Annotated in this window: 16 protein-coding genes, 2 tRNA genes and 2 pseudogenes; 9 read left to right on the top strand and 11 right to left on the bottom strand. The window is 60.4% G+C overall.

Annotated elements, in window-relative coordinates; genetic code table 11:
- Window positions 1–24: 24 nt before the first annotated feature.
- The 3 genes from NKJ88_RS16095 to NKJ88_RS16085 all read left to right on the top strand — a co-directional run bounded on the left by NKJ88_RS16095 (window position 25) and on the right by NKJ88_RS16085 (window position 3005).
- Window positions 25–1065, top strand: coding sequence for a sugar ABC transporter substrate-binding protein (locus NKJ88_RS16095; protein ID WP_023684845.1), 1041 nt, complete (start codon window positions 25–27; stop codon window positions 1063–1065).
- Window positions 1066–1225: 160 nt separating this feature from the next.
- Window positions 1226–2221 carry an ABC transporter permease gene (locus tag NKJ88_RS16090; protein WP_352444685.1) on the top strand — a complete coding sequence of 332 codons (996 nt, stop codon included), beginning with the start codon at window positions 1226–1228 and terminating at the stop codon, window positions 2219–2221.
- Between the two features lie 13 nt (window positions 2222–2234).
- Window positions 2235–3005, top strand: a complete 771-nt coding sequence (locus NKJ88_RS16085; RefSeq protein WP_352444683.1) for an SDR family oxidoreductase — start codon at window positions 2235–2237, stop codon at window positions 3003–3005.
- On the opposite strand, the gene NKJ88_RS16080 is transcribed toward NKJ88_RS16085, so the two are convergent.
- Window positions 3006–3827 (bottom strand): M15 family metallopeptidase, encoded by an 822-nt coding sequence (locus NKJ88_RS16080; protein WP_023825134.1) that lies wholly within the window; start codon window positions 3825–3827, stop codon window positions 3006–3008.
- Between the two features lie 87 nt (window positions 3828–3914).
- Between NKJ88_RS16080 and NKJ88_RS16075 the strand changes: the two genes are divergently transcribed.
- Both NKJ88_RS16075 and NKJ88_RS16070 read left to right on the top strand, forming a co-directional pair.
- The gene (locus NKJ88_RS16075) at window positions 3915–4478 is read left to right on the top strand and encodes a hypothetical protein (protein ID WP_031203220.1); all 564 of its coding nucleotides are present in this window, start codon (window positions 3915–3917) and stop codon (window positions 4476–4478) included.
- A gap of 530 nt (window positions 4479–5008) precedes the next feature.
- Window positions 5009–5869 carry a toll/interleukin-1 receptor domain-containing protein gene (locus tag NKJ88_RS16070; RefSeq protein ID WP_352444681.1) on the top strand — a complete coding sequence of 287 codons (861 nt, stop codon included), beginning with the start codon at window positions 5009–5011 and terminating at the stop codon, window positions 5867–5869.
- Window positions 5870–5911: 42 nt separating this feature from the next.
- Here NKJ88_RS16070 and NKJ88_RS16065 read toward each other — a convergent pair.
- Window positions 5912–5987, bottom strand: a tRNA-Val gene (locus tag NKJ88_RS16065).
- Between the two features lie 218 nt (window positions 5988–6205).
- On the opposite strand from NKJ88_RS16065, the gene NKJ88_RS16060 reads away from it, so the two are divergent.
- Window positions 6206–6282: transfer RNA gene (locus NKJ88_RS16060), tRNA-Asp, on the top strand.
- A 45-nt stretch (window positions 6283–6327) separates the two neighbouring features.
- Here the strand turns inward: NKJ88_RS16060 and NKJ88_RS16055 are convergent.
- The 3 genes and pseudogenes from NKJ88_RS16055 to NKJ88_RS16045 all read right to left on the bottom strand — a co-directional run.
- Window positions 6328–7515 carry a site-specific integrase gene (locus NKJ88_RS16055; RefSeq protein ID WP_050587145.1) on the bottom strand — a complete coding sequence of 396 codons (1188 nt, stop codon included), beginning with the start codon at window positions 7513–7515 and terminating at the stop codon, window positions 6328–6330.
- Entirely contained in the window at window positions 7508–7798 is a 291-nt protein-coding gene (locus tag NKJ88_RS16050) for a hypothetical protein (RefSeq protein ID WP_023690232.1), read from the bottom strand. Before NKJ88_RS16050 ends, NKJ88_RS16055 begins: the two co-directional genes overlap by 8 nt.
- Before the next feature lie 262 nt (window positions 7799–8060).
- Window positions 8061–8254, bottom strand: a pseudogene (locus NKJ88_RS16045) (adenylate/guanylate cyclase domain-containing protein); the annotation flags it as partial.
- 467 nt (window positions 8255–8721) lie between these two features.
- On the opposite strand from NKJ88_RS16045, the gene NKJ88_RS16040 reads away from it, so the two are divergent.
- From NKJ88_RS16040 to NKJ88_RS16030, 3 genes are all read left to right on the top strand, one after another.
- Entirely contained in the window at window positions 8722–9006 is a 285-nt protein-coding gene (locus NKJ88_RS16040) for a hypothetical protein (RefSeq protein WP_023694089.1), read from the top strand.
- A 1255-nt stretch (window positions 9007–10261) separates the two neighbouring features.
- Complete coding sequence (locus NKJ88_RS16035; RefSeq protein WP_023669226.1) at window positions 10262–10561, top strand: DUF1236 domain-containing protein; 300 nt, start codon at window positions 10262–10264, stop codon at window positions 10559–10561.
- Window positions 10562–10884: 323 nt separating this feature from the next.
- Entirely contained in the window at window positions 10885–11178 is a 294-nt protein-coding gene (locus NKJ88_RS16030) for a helix-turn-helix domain-containing protein (protein WP_081725558.1), read from the top strand.
- Between the two features lie 1231 nt (window positions 11179–12409).
- On the opposite strand, the gene NKJ88_RS16025 is transcribed toward NKJ88_RS16030, so the two are convergent.
- From NKJ88_RS16025 to NKJ88_RS16000, 6 genes and pseudogenes are all read right to left on the bottom strand, one after another.
- A complete protein-coding gene (locus tag NKJ88_RS16025; protein WP_023723634.1) occupies window positions 12410–12655 on the bottom strand; it encodes a hypothetical protein in 246 nt (81 codons plus the stop codon).
- Between the two features lie 97 nt (window positions 12656–12752).
- On the bottom strand, window positions 12753–12941 hold the full coding sequence (locus NKJ88_RS16020) for a hypothetical protein (protein WP_023699951.1): 189 nt from the start codon (window positions 12939–12941) through the stop codon (window positions 12753–12755).
- A 134-nt stretch (window positions 12942–13075) separates the two neighbouring features.
- The gene (locus NKJ88_RS16015) at window positions 13076–13789 is read right to left on the bottom strand and encodes a HoxN/HupN/NixA family nickel/cobalt transporter (protein WP_023684830.1); all 714 of its coding nucleotides are present in this window, start codon (window positions 13787–13789) and stop codon (window positions 13076–13078) included.
- Window positions 13790–13828: 39 nt separating this feature from the next.
- Window positions 13829–14860: a cation diffusion facilitator family transporter gene (locus NKJ88_RS16010; RefSeq protein ID WP_023694080.1), complete on the bottom strand. Its 1032-nt coding sequence runs from the start codon at window positions 14858–14860 to the stop codon at window positions 13829–13831.
- Window positions 14857–15117, bottom strand: coding sequence for a metal-sensing transcriptional repressor (locus tag NKJ88_RS16005; RefSeq protein ID WP_023684828.1), 261 nt, complete (start codon window positions 15115–15117; stop codon window positions 14857–14859). The genes NKJ88_RS16010 and NKJ88_RS16005 overlap by 4 nt, the downstream gene beginning before the upstream one ends.
- A 965-nt stretch (window positions 15118–16082) precedes the next feature.
- Window positions 16083–16288, bottom strand: a pseudogene (locus NKJ88_RS16000) (hypothetical protein); the annotation flags it as partial.

Raw genomic sequence — 16288 nt, 5'->3', positions numbered from 1 at the left:
CGGTATAAAAGAGGAGCGAACGACATGAAGCGAATACTGGTTCTTGTCTTCGGTATCCTGGCACTGGCTCTTGCCTCGCTCACGCCGGCAATGTCCCAGACCAAGGGCACCGTCTATTATATGGTCCCGACCCTGCTCGATGAATTCCAGACCGGCTCGGTGAGCGCGCTGGAGCTGTTCCTCAAGCAGGTCGGCTATGAGGTGAAAACACTCAACGCCGACAACAAGACCGACGCGCAGCAATCGCAGATGAACGACGTCATTGCGCTGAAGCCGGCGGCGATCATCCTGGCCGCCGTCGATTTCAACGCGCTGAAGCCGTCCATCGAAGCGGCGCGTGCGGCCGGCATCCCGGTGGTCGAGTTCGACCGCCAGATCACCTCGACCCCGTCCGATTTCACCTCGGTGGCGGGCACGGTCGAGATCGGCTACGTCGCCGCCGAGCAGGCGCAAAAGCTTCTGACCGCCAAGAACGGTTCTGTGAAGGGCAAGATCCTGCAGGTGCTCGGCGATCCCGGCGATCCCTACACGCTCGACATCCAGAAGGGTTTCGAGGAGAAGTTGAAGGCGTTTCCTGACGTCAAGATCATCTCGCTGCCGGCCATGCAATGGGAAGCCAGCAACGCCGGCACGATCGTTGCCGACCAGATGCTCGCCAACCCCGACATCGACCTGATCTTCAGCCATGCCGCGCACCTGTCGGTCGCAGCCGTCGCCTCGCTCGAGGCCGCCGGCAAGAAGCCGGGCGACGTCATGCTGATGAGCTCGAACGGCGCTCCGGTCGGTCTCGACCTGATCCGCAAGGGCTGGCTCAATGTCGAAGTCGAGCAGCCGCTCTACGCGCAGGCCGCGGCCGTGGCGATGTTCATGGACAAGATCGCCGGCAAGCAGGAAATCAAGCCTGGCGAGTATGACGTGCTCGGCTTGAAGTCGACCGTGACCAAGGAGAGCTGGGGCCCCAACATCAAGATCCCGGGCGCCGCCATCACCAAGGAAAACGTCGACAATCCGGCCTTCTGGGGCAACCAGAAGCCGCCGACGGACACGATCAAGTCTGTCGAATAGTCGCCTAGCGAAGCGCTCCGGGCCATTGCGGCCCGGAGCCTGCCCATTCACGACGCCGCGTCCCAGGACACCGTGGCGAACCTAAACCCGCGCCTGAACACGACGAAATCGAGTTGATTTCTCAGCCTGATTTTCTCGGGGGCGCCAACCGGATCAGCCCATGAACCCGCGCAGCCGCAAAGCCCTGGAGTTCGTCCTCGACAACCTCGTCTGGTTCATGCTGATCTTTGTGCTGGTTGTCTTTTCCGTCTTCGTCCCCAACTACTTCCAGCTCGGCATCTTTGCCAACATCATCGAAGCCTCGAGCGTTCTCGGCGTGATGTCGATCGGCCTGTCGCTGGTCATCATTGCCGGCCATATGGACCTGTCGGTGGAATCGGTGGCCGCACTCAGCGCCATGACGGTCGGCATCCTGTTCTGCTCGTCGGGTATCGGCATGGGCATACAGTTCAATCCGCAGTGGCTGATGGTTCCGGTTTCGCTGCTCGTTGCGCTCGCCTTCGGCGGCCTCATCGGCGCCTTCAACGGCTATCTCGTGGTCAAGGTGAAGATGAGCGCCTTCATCATCACGCTGGCGTCCTACATCTGGGTGCGCGGCCTGGTTCTGGTGATTTCCGGCGGCCGCTCGGCACAGGATCTGGCGCCGGCCATCCGCTGGTTCGGCATCCAGCGGCTGGCCGGCCTACCGCTGACCGCCTGGATCGCCGTCGCCTGTTTCGTCCTGTTCTCGCTGATCATGGCCAAGACGCCGTTCGGCCGCCACCTCGTAATGATCGGCGGCAATGAGACAGCGACCTTCCGCGCCGGCATCCGCGTCAACCGCAACCTGATCATCGCCTTCGTGCTGGCCGGCGCCATTGCCGGCCTCGCCGGCTGGCTGCTCGCCATCCGCACCTCGGGCGCCACCGCCAATCTCGGGACCGGGCTGTTGTTCAACGCCTTTGCCGCCGTCGTCATCGGCGGCGTCAGCCTGAAAGGCGGTGTCGGCACCTTGCCCGGCGTCTATGCCGGCGTGCTTTTGCTCTCCTCCATCAACACGGCGATCAACCTGATGGGCCTGCCGGCCAATTTCACCCAGGTGATCCACGGCCTTTTGGTGCTCGCCGCCGTGCTGCTCGACGCCTTCAAGCAAACCATTCGCCAAAGACTGGCATGAGAGGACGGCTCGCATGACCGGACGGCTTGAGAACAAGGTCGCGCTTATCGTCGGCAGCGCACGCGGCATCGGCAAGGGCATTGCGCTGCGCTTTGCCGAGGAAGGCGCAAGGCTGGTCCTGGCCGACAGCGAGGCCGAAGCCGGCCAGGCGACCGCGGACGAGCTCGGCGCGGATTTCATTCGCACCGACATCTCGCAAATGGCCGATGCAGAAGCTGCGGTGGCGGTGGCGCTGAGCCGCCATGGCCGCCTCGACATCGTCGTGCAGAATGCCGGCATCTATCCCTGGCAGCTGATCGAAAACACCAGCCCGGACGACTGGGACCGGGTGATGGCGGTCAATCTGCGCGGCACGTTCAACGCCACGCTGGCGGCGCTGGCGCCGATGAAGGTGCAAGGTTACGGGCGCATGCTCTACACCTCGTCGATCACCGGTCCGCACGTCACCAGCCCCGGCCACGGCCACTATGCCGCCAGCAAGGCCGGCATCAACGGCTTCATCCGCTCGGCGGCGCTGGAATTTTCGGGCTACGGCATCACCGTCAACGGCGTCGAGCCCGGCAACATCCTGACCGAAGCGATCGAGCTGCATCGCGGCGCCGCCTACATCAAGAACATGGAGGATTCGATCCCGCTCGGACGCCTCGGCAGTCCGCGCGACGTCGCCAACGCCTTCCTGTTCCTCGCCTCCGACGATGCCAGCTACATCACCGGCACCACCATCGTCGTCGACGGCGGCCAGTTGCTGCCCGAAGGCAAGGATTTCCGGCTGCTGCCGCCGTGATCAGCCGGATTTCTTGTACAGCAGCAACTCAGGCCGGTACTCGAAGTGCATGGTGTCGTAGTGATACCAGCGCCCGCCCCAGATGAAGCCGTTTTTCTCGAACAATTCCACGATTTCCAGCGGAATCCGGTTCTTGAAGGGAATGTGGGCCTTCGGGTTGGTTTTGTTCCTGTTGTTGTACCAATAGTCGGAGAAGCCGACATTGATATCGAAGGCCGCTCCGAACGAGTGAACGCTCAACCGGTCGGTGCCGGCGATCGGCCGCCAGACAAAGCCGCCGCCGGGCTTGAGCCCGTAACGGCTCAGCTCCGCGGGCATCGCCTCAAGCGCAGCGGAGACCTTGCCCAGCCGGTCGTTGATGCCGAAAATCCTGGTGACCTGCACGGTCTTCTTGCCGAGCTTCGGCAACCATTTGACGTTGGCGATGTGCTTGCCCACCTCGGCGGCACTTGCCCCGTAGAGCTTCTCGAAGAAAGGTTCATTGCGGATACGGCCGGGATCGAAATCCTCCGCCGGGACCAGCGCGCCCTCGGCTGCTCTGGGATAGACGTAGCGAAACATGTCTTCGATGTCGGGGCTCTCAAGCAGCGCGTCGGCGTCGCGCGCCTTGCCGTCGTTCCACACCATGGTGGTGCCGTCGGTCCAGGTCAGGACATTGCCCGAAATGGTGAAAAGGCCGGGATAGGCCTTGAGCAAGGCTGCCTTGGCGGCGGGCTGGTCGACGCCGTCGCCCACATTCCCCGCATAGGCGAAGCGCCCAATACCAGAGATTGCCAATGCCAATAGCAGCTGTAACATCAGCCGCCGTGGATGGTCGATCATTGTGCTGCCTCCGCGAGGGCTTTCATTCATCGTGCATTTAACAAGGCAGCTGTACCATGCTGGTCGAATCGAACGGGAGACAAAATCATGTCAAAAACCTTCACTGCTTTGATCCGGATGACGTTTACATTCATTTGCCTGGTCGGCCTGGCCTCGTCAGTTTCTATCCTTTTCCCCGCCACCGCGTCGGCCCAGCGCATGCAGAAATGCGCCGATGAAGGCGGCACGTGCCGCCTGCCCTACCCCTCGGAAGTGGTCTACGGCGCGCGCGGCCAGACCACCTCCCGCTTCTTCGATCGTCGTTCCGTGCCTTGCTCGAATCGCGTCTTCGGCGACCCGGCGCCCGGCCGCGACAAGGCCTGCTATATTGCGAGGCGCGATAGCGGTAATGATTATGGTGACAACGACGACGACAATTACGGCAATGATGACAATTACGGCGATAATGATTACGGCCAGGGCCGCGGCAGATGGGTGGCCTGCGCCTCGGAGGGGCGGTTCTGCGAGTTCCGTGGCCGCAAAGTGGTGAGATACGGGGCGCGTGGCCAGTACGTCCAGGGCGTATTCAGGAACGGCGTCACATGCAGCGTCGACGCCTTTGGCGAGGATCCCATCCGCCGCGTGAAGAAGAACTGCTACGTCAAGCGATAGACTAGCGCGCCAGGAAAGAACGGCGGGTGCAGCTCATTGCGGCCGCGCCCGGCATTCGGGATATGCGGGCCGGATATGGTGGGCGATGACGGGCTCGAACCGCCGACATCTTCGGTGAGAACGCTATCGTCAACTCGACCGCTGTGAACCCTTATCGCGGCACGGTGACACGGCACCTACGCCGATATCGAAGCCGTATGCGAACAACGTCGACAAGTACAGGCTTGCCCGCATCTGCGAGCCGAAACAGGAAGAAGTGGCGGAGCCGATCGTCGCGGGCGTGGGTCGAACTTGCTCTGCAGCTGCCATCCAGACGGAAGACATTTGTGTATATTCCGCTTTGGCGACGCGCCGTAATGGCCTCTTGTACTTAGTCCACCGTGCGACGCGAAGGGCCGGTGCATGTGTCCTCTGGCGAGACATGAAACGGACTGCACCCGCAGTAATGGCCAGTCTATCGCCAGACTAGCTGCGAGGTCACCGCTCATGCTATTTTGGGGCCTTCTCGTTGATGTGGGAAGAGGCAGGCCTTGCTTGGCGACGTATTCATCAACTACCGACGGCAGACCGATTCCGGCGTGGCGGGCCGCGCCTACGATAATCTGAACCGCGCGCTTCCTGATGCATCCATCTTCATGGACGTCGACAAGCTCAACCCCGGCGATGACTTTGAGGTGGCGCTTGCCCGCAGTTTGGCCAGCTGCAAAATCATGCTGGCGATCGTGGGGCCGCAGTGGGCCGCGCTTACCGATGAGCAGGGCCAGGTTCGGCTGGAGTCCCCCGACGACTTCGTGCGCAAGGAGATCCGTACGGCACTCCAGGCTGGGGTGCGCGTCATTCCCGTGCTCGTCAACGGCGCCAGCATGCCAAAGAAAAGCGCCTTGCCACCCGATCTGCAGGACCTGGCCAAGCGTCAAGCCATGGAGGTCCGCCACGAGCGCTTCAACGACGATATGGCGGCGATTGCGTCGGCGATTGCGAAGCCAGCGGCGCGGCGGCCGAGGCTCTGGCTGCTGCACGGGCTGGTCGCGATGATCGCGCTCGGCATCGGCGGGACAACGGTGGCGTTGTGGCCGAGGCCCTCCCCTTTGCCGTCGCCTATCGAGCCCGCAGCGATCGAGGCCAAAGGGTGCAAGGAAGGATTCGTCTGGCGACCGGCGATCTTCGGCGACAGCGTGTGCGTGAGTCCTGCCGACTACAGCGAGGTGCAGGCGCAGAATGCCAATGCCCGCAACAATCGTTCGCCGACCGGCGGACCTTACGGCGACAGCACCTGCCGCGACGGCTACGTCTGGCGTGAAGCGTTCGAGAGCGACTTGGTCTGCGTCACCCCTTTCGAACGCGACAAGGCCAGGAAGCAGAATGCCGACAACGCATACAACCGGATATGAGACCGTAACTCCGGGCAAGCACCGATTTATCAAGAAATTGAGTGGTGGGCGATGACGGGCTCGAACCGCCGACATCTTCGGTGTAAACGAAGCGCTCTACCAACTGAGCTAATCGCCCGCTCCGGCCGGACCTTTAAGCGGTCGCAACCGGCTTCGCAAGGCCAAATGAACAGCTGCGAGCTTAGCCGCACAGTGGTTTTCGCGGGCAAAGTGCCGCCCGTCAAAAAACCTTCTCCTGTTTGCGTTTATGCTGTCCAGCTGCGCTTGACACCCGGTGGCGAACCCCTTATCCACCGCCCCAACGACGAACACAGCTGACACGTGCTCGTCCAATGCGCGGGTGTAGCTCAGTTGGTTAGAGTGCCGGCCTGTCACGCCGGAGGTCGCGGGTTCGAGCCCCGTCACTCGCGCCATTAATTTCAAGGGGTTAGCTACCGCCCCTTGAAAAGTTTCAACTCTCATTCTGCGGAGAGTTTCAACTTTCTGTATTCGTTCCGTTCCAGGCCAAGCAGCTTTCTGCCCTTGCGGCGGCTGGCGTCAGCTGAGCGGACGGCGGCCAGATTGACCGGCATATAGGTCTTCTGCAGCGCCTTGTTCCCGTCGATCGAATTGCCCATCTTGGCCGAGATTGCCTCGACCGACGCGCCTCCGGCATTTGCCTCGACCGCGCCGGAACGCCGCATGTCCATCAGCCGCCGCTTCTCCGATGTCCCGAACACCAGCGTGCGCAGATCGGCAAAGTCGTCGACCAGAGAATCCTTGGTGTAAGGCACGCCGGCGCGCGGCCGGCCGCCCTTCGGGCCCGGCGCGAAACCGCGCGAGCGAAAGATCGGCGCATCGTCAAGCAGGGTGACGCCTAGTGATTCGACATAGGCCAGCACCAGGCGCTGCGTGCGTGACGACAGCGTGCCGAAAGCCGCCTCGCCACTCTTGCTGCGTGCAATCAGAAAACCCCATTCCTGTGCTGTCTGCATTGCCTGCGCCGGTGTGAGCGTGCGCACGTCGACGGGTGAGAAGCTCGTGTCCCACGCAACGGCGATGACGCAGGCCAGTCCGCGGTAGCCGGCGCGCCAGGCGCCCTTGACCATGCGCACCGCCTCGCCTGCCGTCCAGGTCTGGTGGCGCGGTGGTGGCGTCTGGCGGCGGATCGCCTGCGATGGGTCGGAGCCGGGCGGGCATAGCTTCATGCCGGCCATGACATTATAGAGCGAACGCCACGTCTTTACGGCACGGTAGGCGATGTCGACACCTTTGACCCGGAGCAGACGGCCATACCAGTCGTCGAGCAGCTCGAGGGTGATGTCGGCTGGCGGCAGGTCGGCGAAGTACGGCTCGATGAAGGTCCAGCCGCGTTCCCAATCCTCGCGGGTGCGCGGTGGCTTGCGCTTCCATGCATCCATGCGGCGATAGCGTGCAAAGGCGTCTCCGATGGAATCCTTTGGCCATACATGCAGGCGCGACGGCTCCTTGCCCTTGCGGAGTTCCTGCCAGCGGTCTTCCCACTCCCTGGCTATCGTCCAAGCCTCAGGCCCGTCGATTCCACAGGAAATGCATCTGAAGCCAGCTTCGACCATCTTCGGCGTCGGCAGCCAGTAGCCGTACCTGCCCTTACGGATGACGTAGTGCTTCAACTTGATCTTACCCAAGCGTCGCCAGCCTCGCTCTTGCAATGTCAATGCTAGACTGCCCGCCGGATCCCGATCCTGCAAGACCCGAGCGTCGATCGAGCCAGGAGTCGATCGCAACCATGTCGTAGTTGCCGGTGATTGGGCAGGCCTTGGGAAAGCCTTGATCCTGCAACGCGGGCAGCAATTCCATGAATTCCCGCAGCGTCAGGTGGAGATAACGCGCCGCCTTGACCGCCGGCACGAGCCGCGGCTGTACCGGGAAGCGGATAGATGACGGTTGTAATGTGTGGGTTTGGCTCATGGCACCAAAACTCTATCCACCGTCCATCGGGACAGCGGATGGGCGCTTGTCGTTGAGCGGGTGTGAATTTCGCCCGTGTCAGCACCTCCGCCGCACAGCATGCGATTTTCCTACTCCGTGATCTCGTTATTCCTGCATCGAGGGTGAATGAGAACTTAGAATAACGGCCTTTTTCCCCCATGCCTATTCGTCCAATCCTTAATTCGCAGAATCGGCGGCCACAGGGCGAGAATACTTATAATCGGCGGCTTCAAAGCCGCTACGCCCGGGCAACCCGGATACCCTCGGCGATGTTGACGCCACTACCCATCAGGTCGCCATCGTGCTCCTGCACGACGTCACCCAGGTGAATGCCAATCCGGAACTCAATGCGACGATATCGGGCACCCCGGCACTGTGCTTAGCAATAGCGTTTTGACGCGCGCAGCGGACTGCTTCCATAACGCTGCTGAACTCGAAAGCTGTGACAATGAAAAGTCCGCCACCGTGAGCCAGACCAGAAAACTCATATTTTAGCACCTGCGAAACAAAGCTCGCTATTCCGCGTTGAGGCTCGTCGAACAACGGAGCTTCACGAATGGATCCGGCAACTGCAGCTGTGATGATTTTGCTTTCTTGCAGTCCCGCCCAGGGAGTCTGCAAGCCACTCGATACATCACCGTCCATGTTCGGATCCCTTGAGACATGCGAGTTGGCGTTAGCCGTGAGGCTCGAGGGCGCTCCCAACGGGGAGATCGTGGGGCGATGCAGTTCGATTGATCCCTCCGCTACAGGTTCCGTTCCAGCCGGGTATAGCACGATTGTCGTCACGCGGGGCACAGGGGCGGGTGCGGTGAGCAGTCGCTACATCGTGCCACACAAAAACTGAAGCCAGCCACCGTGAGGCAGCGGGCTATTCATTCTCGACCGGACAATTATAGGCCTTGCCCTCCCTCTATGAAGCCATACTCGGCATCGATGGCTTCGCGCTCGTCGTCCGCTTCGCCATCGTCGTCGCCTTCCCTGTCATCGGTCCCGTTGACTTCGATGCCACCGGCCAGACAGGGTTCGAGATCCGGGTCGGGCTCTACGAAGTCGAGCAGCTACATCAGGCGTTCTTCATCTTCGATCGAGCGACGGACCGCCATGTCCGAAAGGCAGAGGTTCGTGGCTGGATAGCGAAGAATCGCACACGGCTTTCCTTCATTCGCATGGTTCGCAGAGATTAGCATTATCGCCTACTCTCATCTCGTCCGACGTCGTCTCCCTGAAAGCAGCGCCGGTTAGGCTCGGCGCCCTTCTTGGTTTCTCCCCGTATGTCAAAAGGAGGTCGCCGGGCCTTGCCAGGCCCCGCTGCTCATCGCTTGCGGGGTGTCCTGATGACTGAGCTTGGCCCCGTGGCCTAACGGCCAGAACCAAACGTTCCGAAAAGCTTTCCCAGGCTGGCGGCAGCCGAAGGGCTGCAGAAGAGGGATCGTCAGACCGCTCCTGGCGCACCACAGCGACACCACCAAGCTGTAAGTCAGGTCCATCGGCCCTGCTGATGAGTGCCCTTGGACAGATGGATTGCGTTTGCCACGAAAAAGGAATCGTACCGGCCCGTTCTCAGCACATCAGCCGGAACGGGCCATGGGCAGAAGCAGCCAACTGGCTAAAATCGCAAGACGACCGAAGGACCACGTCGGCGATAGCACCGGACCCGACGGCGCCCGTGTCGCCAGTAACTACGGCAGACTCTTCTCCAGCCGCGCCGGCGGCGGCGGCGCCGGTGGTAGTAATCTGGGTCGTAGTCTGGGTCGTAATCTTGGTCGTAATCTTGGTCGTAGTAGCGCCGATGGTTGACCGGCTCCACTTCCGCGTGAGTACCTTCGTTCTCGAAGGCGTCTGGCGCGTCGAGTTCTTCGAGAATGCCGCTTTTTGCCGCTGGAACACCGGCCAATGCGTTGATAGGCCGGACCGCGCTTGCAAAGGCTGCTGCCCCTGCAACGCCAAATATCGCTGTCAAAAAGGATCGCCGATCCATAGTAAACCTCCCAAGTTACATGAGCTGAACGAAGCGCCCCGCCTGCTGAAGGAGCAGGCCCAGCGCACGGTAAAATAGAGGATTCGCCAGCCGCTCAAGCAACTCGCGAATCCTATCAGCGCAGGAAGGGACCTGGCTGCGCCGATCCAAGACATGTCAGCTAAGGACGACCGCCATTACCAGAAAGGTAACGGCTGTTGCAAAAATCGGTGCGAGCAACCATCGCGCCTGGCCAACACTTTGATCCATTTGTTCTCTCCCGTTGTGGAGAACCAACTGGCTGAAGCCCTAATCCGTTCCGCCTAGTCCAAAGGTAAGACCATTGCGTTGTACGGTCGGACTTTAGACCAATCGGATTAGACAAAGGTGCGTAGGCGGGAACGTTTACCCCGGTTCAAAGTTGGTTGCCGGGCAGTGCGGGACGATGGTCGTCGTGTGCCGGTCCTTGCAGGAGAGAAGATATGAAGATGCACTTTGTGAACACCGCCGCAGCCATGTTGCTCTTGGCGGGGATCGGCTCCGCCGCCGCTGACGACATTATCATCCAGCCGGAACAGGACACGGTCATCCGTGAGTATGTCAAGAAGCAGCCCTTGGCTTCGGTGAACCTTCCCGGCGTGGAATTGAACGTCGGGACAGCTCTGCCGGAAACTGTGGAGATCCACGAGGTCCCGAACGTCAAATACCGTTACGTGGTGGTCGACAACCGCACGGTCCTGGTAGATCCGGGCACCCGCAAGATCGTGAAAGTTTACGACTGAGATTTCGAACGAACCCACGCTCGCCACCCTTGGGTGGCGAGTGTGTGCATTCAAACGCTACTCAGCCGGACAACTCAAATTGCCACTCAGCTGGACAATGAACATGACGAACCCTGAACTCGAGAGGACGCAAGCCCTGGTTGCCCGCTTGGCTGATCTCCAAGCAAGAATGCAGGCAGCACGTCTTGTTGGTGCCGAGGTAACAACCGTCCGAAAGGTTGCAGCCACAATCGATGACGGCTTGCGACAGGCCGGCCTCACACCGTTAGAAATCGCAGAAGGTCAAGGGGAACAGTTTAGCGATACTAAATGTTCGACTGGCTATGGACAGCCGAACCGTACTCTCAGCAGATCAAGTCAGAGCAGCACGAGCCCTACTGAACTGGCCGCGTGTGCGACTTGCCGCCAAGGCCAATCTTAGCGAGATGGTGATCAGCGATCTTGAGAACGGATACAGGAAACCGCGGCCCCACAACATCGCCGCCATCCGCAAAGCGTTTGAGGATGCCGGAATCGTTTTCACCGTCCAAGGCACTCCATCGCTAGCCCGCTCAGAAGGTGATAGCGGCCTAGCCGCCGATAATAGACGGTGGCGGGGCCGGGAGAAAAAAGGATAGCGGGGAAAAGCCCGTGTACCCACTGCACCCGATCTCTAAAGCGGCCGCTAACAAGGGCGGTTGTTCACTGACTTTGTGCTGGCGCTCACCTTTCTAAGGTGCCGCTCGAATATGGCCAGCTTCTCTTCGTAGCCGATCCGCACTCTGGACCTGCAACTATCGCATTTGAAACCGGCAATCGTTTTCAGCCAGGATCCCCTTCTCACCATACGGCGTGAACAGGAGGGGCATTGGAATTCTAAAGGTACGTCGCGCAGTTCATTTGATAGAGGCGCTGTGCATGTTCTCCTCAGCGGCACGGCCACTGCAACAAAGTAGAAGGAGAAATGTTTCCGCTTCGGCCATTTACGCGGAGCAATCAGACCTAAGTCCAAATGCTGAAGGGGGCAGGCAAGCTGTTCCTTGCCCTTCGATCCGGATCGTCTCCGTGGCCTCACCATACTCGGCCGTAGCTCAAAGGCTCGTATCACCGGCCAGAACGCGCAGTTCATCCAGTGGAATGGGACAGGACCGGCAAAGCCTCGCGACCGAACTTCTCGAGATTAGACGGATCCGTTGGCCTTCCTCAGAGGCCATGGCATAAGATTCGAGCTCGATCGGCTGTCTTCCTTGCCCTTCTCTATAACGCGGACCAGCCGTTCTCAGCAGGCTTCGGCCACTCCACACTGTCTGAGTTTGTGTTCTGAACTGTGCCGCCCATCGCAGTTCCCTCCACCTCCAACAGGCTAATTACGGATTATAAGACCTGGGGAATCGATCTTTCAGGTGGAATCCGCATTAGCGCTGGATGTTGCATCGCGGCGCGGAGGGGTTTTATTAGCTCCCCCTCATCTTGACGCTGGCGCCGGCTGCTCCAAAGTCTTGGGCATGGCTCGGGGAAGTATCAAAGTTGGCGACGAGGTCGCAGTCACGGCGATTGTGCGCGGCCGCGTGACGCCCGATCGCATAAGCGTGACGATCCCCTCCTACGACTTCCCGCATTCTGTTGTCGATTCGACTTCGAAGACTGTGATTGGCCAGCATATGGAATTGATCGGCCCTGTCACACGCATCGACGGGGACAAGGTAACCGTCAGCCTCCGGCCATTGGTGACTGTCGAGGCCGAGCACGTGCGCCTGGTCGAAAGCCACGTGGCGCTTCCGCGAGCGCGAAAAAGGCCGCTCGTTGACAAAGTTTAACTTGCCTGCCCACCCAAGGAACGGCCAGTGAAACTTTACCCATCACCTCCCGCTAGCTGCCGGCGCGTTGCGATATCGGCGCAGTAGACGGGTTGGCATTTTCCGAACTTTCCGCCATGTCGTCGCGATGACGTTGGCGAAGGCGCTTCAGCAGATCGCGTGAGGCTTGGATCGCCCTGCGCGATTGATCCATGTTCTGGCGAAACGTGGCGCGTTCCTCCATGGACTTCTGCCACTTCAGCAAGGTAGCCGTAGTCGCAGTAGCCGCTTGAGCGATTTCTATGGGCGTTGCAACCATCGCATCCTCCCAAAAAGGCAATGGTAAACGCAATCTCTATAGGCCCAACGAAGCCCTTTCTTCAATCAAAAACGACCATACGGCATACGCCAAATGGCTATTCGGCGGGCCGCTCGACGGCGGCTTCGTCGACCTCGGCTTCCATCTCGTCTTTGACGGTCTTGGTCTTACCAAAACCAGCCATCGCCACACCGTCAAAGCCCTGCAGCCACGCATCGGCATGTTCCTGCCAGTAAGCTGGCGCCTCACGCTCCTTGCCATCCTTGCGCGCTTGGGCGCCGTACATCCAGGCGTAGGTGGCGCGCTATTTCTTAGGCACGGCCATTTCCATCATCCTCCCAGAAATCCAGCAGCCTTGCGTGCCGCAGCTTCTCATCGCCTTTTCCTAAGAAAGGAGAGGGTCTGTGGACAGCTGTGGCTCTATCCGGCTGTAAGTTGCCAGACCGCTACGCTGGCGAGGGCAAGGCCCGCTGCGCCTTCGATTGCTCGCGATATGGTATCGAACAGCCGTGGCCTGCTGTCGAAAAAATGCACCAGGCGCTCCCGAAACAAGATCGACAGTACCGCCACGCTGGACAGCGTTAGGGCCACGCCCACCATCATGGTGATTGCGAACAGAATTCCAGCTCCCGGCACCCCTCTGGAAATCGCGAAGGTCATGACAAAAAGGGTCAGCGGGCACGGAATCAAACCGGCCATGACTCCAACGGCCTCGCCCTCATGCTTGTGATGGTGGCCGTGGCTCACCGAACGCCAAAGCATCCAGACGCCGATCAGCCCGAGCAGACCGCGACTCACACCCTCAAGCAGTGGTGCGCGTCCAACGCTGCCCAATGCAATCGAGACGAGCGGCAGGGAGAATACGGCGATCAGCACCGCTGTCGCCACGTGAGTGAAGGACAGCGTAATCGACACCAGGAGGCCGCGCGAAACCTTCGCATCCGAACCTGCAAGGTAAGTCGCCAAGACAGCCTTACTGTGGCCGGGCGTCAGAGCATGTGCCGCACCGAACAGGAGGCCCATCGGCAGAAAGGCAAGGAACGCAAGCCAATCACCGCCAACTGACAGCAGCTTTATCTGATCTGCGAGCGCCAGGTATATGGAGCGCTGAAATTCGACAAGCGCCTGGAACATCAGCCGAGACCGGCAAAAGCGAGTGGTTTCCGGCAGTTGTCAGTGCTGGTGGCCGTGATGTTCGCCCTGATCATGAGAGTGCGGATGCTCGTGCTCACCTTGGTCGGTCGAAAACCGGATGTTGGCAGCTGCGAGCGCCGGCATGTGTTCGAACAGTTCGTTCTCCAGCGCCGCCGTGATCTTGTTTGCCTCTGAGAGAGGCAAGGTTCCGTCGGCTGCAATAGCGATGTCGGCATGCAACTTGTGGCCAATCCAGCGGGCCTTGGCGTCGACAACGCGAGCACCCTGCACATGCGCAGCGGCATGCTGAATTTCGGCCATCACGCCCGGCTCGACGCCGTCGAGCATGCGGGTGAGCACTGAGCGCGCCGATTGCCAGACGATACCGAATATAGCGACCGTGATGAGAAGCCCGATGATCGGGTCGGCCAGTGGAAATCCGAGCCAGACGCCCATGGCGCCGATGACCACTGCAAGGCTGGTAAGCCCGTCGGTGCGGGCATGGTAGCCGTCGGCGACGAGCGCCGCACTGTTGATTTCCCTGCCGATACGGATGCGAAACACCGCGACGGCCTCATTCCCGAGGAAGCCGACAATGCCCGCCGCGGTCAGCCAACCGAGATGAGTCACTGCCTGCGGACTGACCAGGCGCTCGATAGCCTGGTACCCGGCGACGATGGCGCTGAACAGAATGATCAGCACGATAATGATACCGGCCAGATCCTCTACCCTGCCAAGGCCGTAGCTGAAGGTCCGTGACGGCTTGCGTCGTGCCAGCATGAATGCGATCCAGAGCGGAATGGCGGTTGTGGCGTCGCCTATGTTGTGGATCGTATCGGCCAACAGCGCCACGCTGCGTGACACCAACACCACGGCCATCTGCAATGCCGCCGTCATGGCCAAGATGACGAACGACCATTTGATGGCCCAGATGCCGCGGTCAGTGGTTGCAATCGTTGCGTCGATGACCCCGTGCGTATGGCCGTGCGAGCCATCGTCATGAGCATGCGCGTCATGATCATGTGACCCGAAGCCGAACCAATCCAAGACGCGTGCGCCGATACTGGTCATAGGTATTTCGCCAGTTGCTTGAGCTCTGCCAGCGAGTTGCCTCCCGCTTCCGTGTCGATCAGACAATGTTCGATATGATCGTGGATCAGTTCTCGCTTTGCGCTGCTGATGGCGCTCTCCACTGCATGGAGTTGCTGCGCCAGGTCTAGGCAGGATCGCTGCGCCTCGAACATGCCAAGCACGGATGCAAGATGCCCCTGTGCGCGCTTTAAGCGCTTCACGATAGCCGGATGAGAACTATGGATGCCTTCGGACATGCCCACCGGTATCCCCCCAGGGAGGATGCGTCAAGTATGATGTGAGCGCAGATCGGCTCTTGATCAGCCACCCCGCAGAGCGTGTATCCATGGCGCTGAATGGTTCCGGAAATTGGAATCTGGGCTTGAAAGGGCTGGCCCCTGTGCAATACAGGAACCAGCCATTAATCCTACCAACTCAATGAACCGTCCAACTTTATGGGGTCAGTTCACGACCGGGCCTTTCTTTGCGTGGTGAAACTGAAGAAGCCCGTCGGTCCGATCAGCGGGCTTTGTGATGAGGATGGCCCGCGCCTGCTTCCGAGGCTGCGCGGGCCGACCATGGACGCATCTTGGTCACCGGCCGGACCGCTGAAGAACGAGCCGGGTGTGACCGAACTGCCTTGGAGCGGGAATGTTCCCGGCTGACGCAAAAAGCCCGCCAGCATGAGCCGGCGGGCAATCGATCTGGAGTAGCTGGACTCATCCAGCATAGTTCAACGACGGCGGAAGGTTCGGTAGCAACCCGCGCTCGTCGCTCCCCAAGGATCCAGGGAGCGGCGAGTTGTTGCCCTGCGAGCGCGACACAGAAACTTCGCCGCGCCATGAAAGGACGGCGTGGAGCGCGCAAGCTCTGCAACAAGCTGCCGGCGCTCTGGGAGGTCTGTCCGCTTTTCGGATTGCCAGTGCCAGTCCAGACCAGCACCCTGCCTGGTGAGCGTAATCCCGCAATTGCCTGCGCTGAAGGCGGCGTAGGGCCGCCCATTGGGCGAGACTGGACTTCTAGACTGGAAGCCACCAATTCCTGCACCGCTTCGGGAACGGCCAACGGCACCATCTGCGCCGGATAGGGGCCGTCGATCCAGCCGTTCGCGGAGCGCTCGCTATCGGTTTGGCCGTTCAGGCTAGCCATTCGCGTCACTTCGCAGAAAGCCTCCCGGTTGGGCCTTATGCGGCACGTCCCAACCGAAATAGACCATGGCCGGCTAGGACGACGTCTTGAGAAACTGTTGCTCTCTCGTCGGCGTCTTCGAAAACGCTGTGATTATCGCCTCGAGCGATACATTCAAGGCGTTGGAAAAGGTCCTGCCCCTCTGCCAAATCGCTACGTAGTGATAGAGCGCGGACGGTTCCACTGGCCTTACTCCCAGCTGAAACGCCGCGTACTCACGTGCGATGATCTCGTTTGTGA

Origin of the sequence: Mesorhizobium sp. M0016, assembly GCF_040324035.1 — a bacterium.
In the GTDB taxonomy this organism is placed as follows: domain Bacteria; phylum Pseudomonadota; class Alphaproteobacteria; order Rhizobiales; family Rhizobiaceae; genus Mesorhizobium.
The sequence above is the reverse complement of the archived record's forward strand: the minus strand, read 5'-3'. Positions and strand labels throughout refer to the sequence as shown.

What these genes read in the sequence shown, in the direction of transcription:
- NKJ88_RS16085 (WP_352444683.1), top strand. Translation starts at nt 2,235, where the DNA reads ATGACCGGACGGCTTGAGAACAAGGTCGCGCTTATCGTCGGCAGCGCA.
- NKJ88_RS16075 (WP_031203220.1), top strand. Translation starts at nt 3,915, where the DNA reads ATGTCAAAAACCTTCACTGCTTTGATCCGGATGACGTTTACATTCATT.
- NKJ88_RS16035 (WP_023669226.1), top strand. Translation starts at nt 10,262, where the DNA reads ATGAAGATGCACTTTGTGAACACCGCCGCAGCCATGTTGCTCTTGGCG.
- NKJ88_RS16015 (WP_023684830.1), bottom strand. Translation starts at nt 13,789, where the DNA reads ATGTTCCAGGCGCTTGTCGAATTTCAGCGCTCCATATACCTGGCGCTC.
- NKJ88_RS16050 (WP_023690232.1), bottom strand. Translation starts at nt 7,798, where the DNA reads ATGAGCCAAACCCACACATTACAACCGTCATCTATCCGCTTCCCGGTA.
- NKJ88_RS16080 (WP_023825134.1), bottom strand. Translation starts at nt 3,827, where the DNA reads ATGATCGACCATCCACGGCGGCTGATGTTACAGCTGCTATTGGCATTG.
- NKJ88_RS16030 (WP_081725558.1), top strand. Translation starts at nt 10,885, where the DNA reads ATGGACAGCCGAACCGTACTCTCAGCAGATCAAGTCAGAGCAGCACGA.
- NKJ88_RS16025 (WP_023723634.1), bottom strand. Translation starts at nt 12,655, where the DNA reads ATGGTTGCAACGCCCATAGAAATCGCTCAAGCGGCTACTGCGACTACG.
- NKJ88_RS16095 (WP_023684845.1), top strand. Translation starts at nt 25, where the DNA reads ATGAAGCGAATACTGGTTCTTGTCTTCGGTATCCTGGCACTGGCTCTT.
- NKJ88_RS16005 (WP_023684828.1), bottom strand. Translation starts at nt 15,117, where the DNA reads ATGTCCGAAGGCATCCATAGTTCTCATCCGGCTATCGTGAAGCGCTTA.
- NKJ88_RS16010 (WP_023694080.1), bottom strand. Translation starts at nt 14,860, where the DNA reads ATGACCAGTATCGGCGCACGCGTCTTGGATTGGTTCGGCTTCGGGTCA.
- NKJ88_RS16020 (WP_023699951.1), bottom strand. Translation starts at nt 12,941, where the DNA reads ATGTACGGCGCCCAAGCGCGCAAGGATGGCAAGGAGCGTGAGGCGCCA.
- NKJ88_RS16090 (WP_352444685.1), top strand. Translation starts at nt 1,226, where the DNA reads ATGAACCCGCGCAGCCGCAAAGCCCTGGAGTTCGTCCTCGACAACCTC.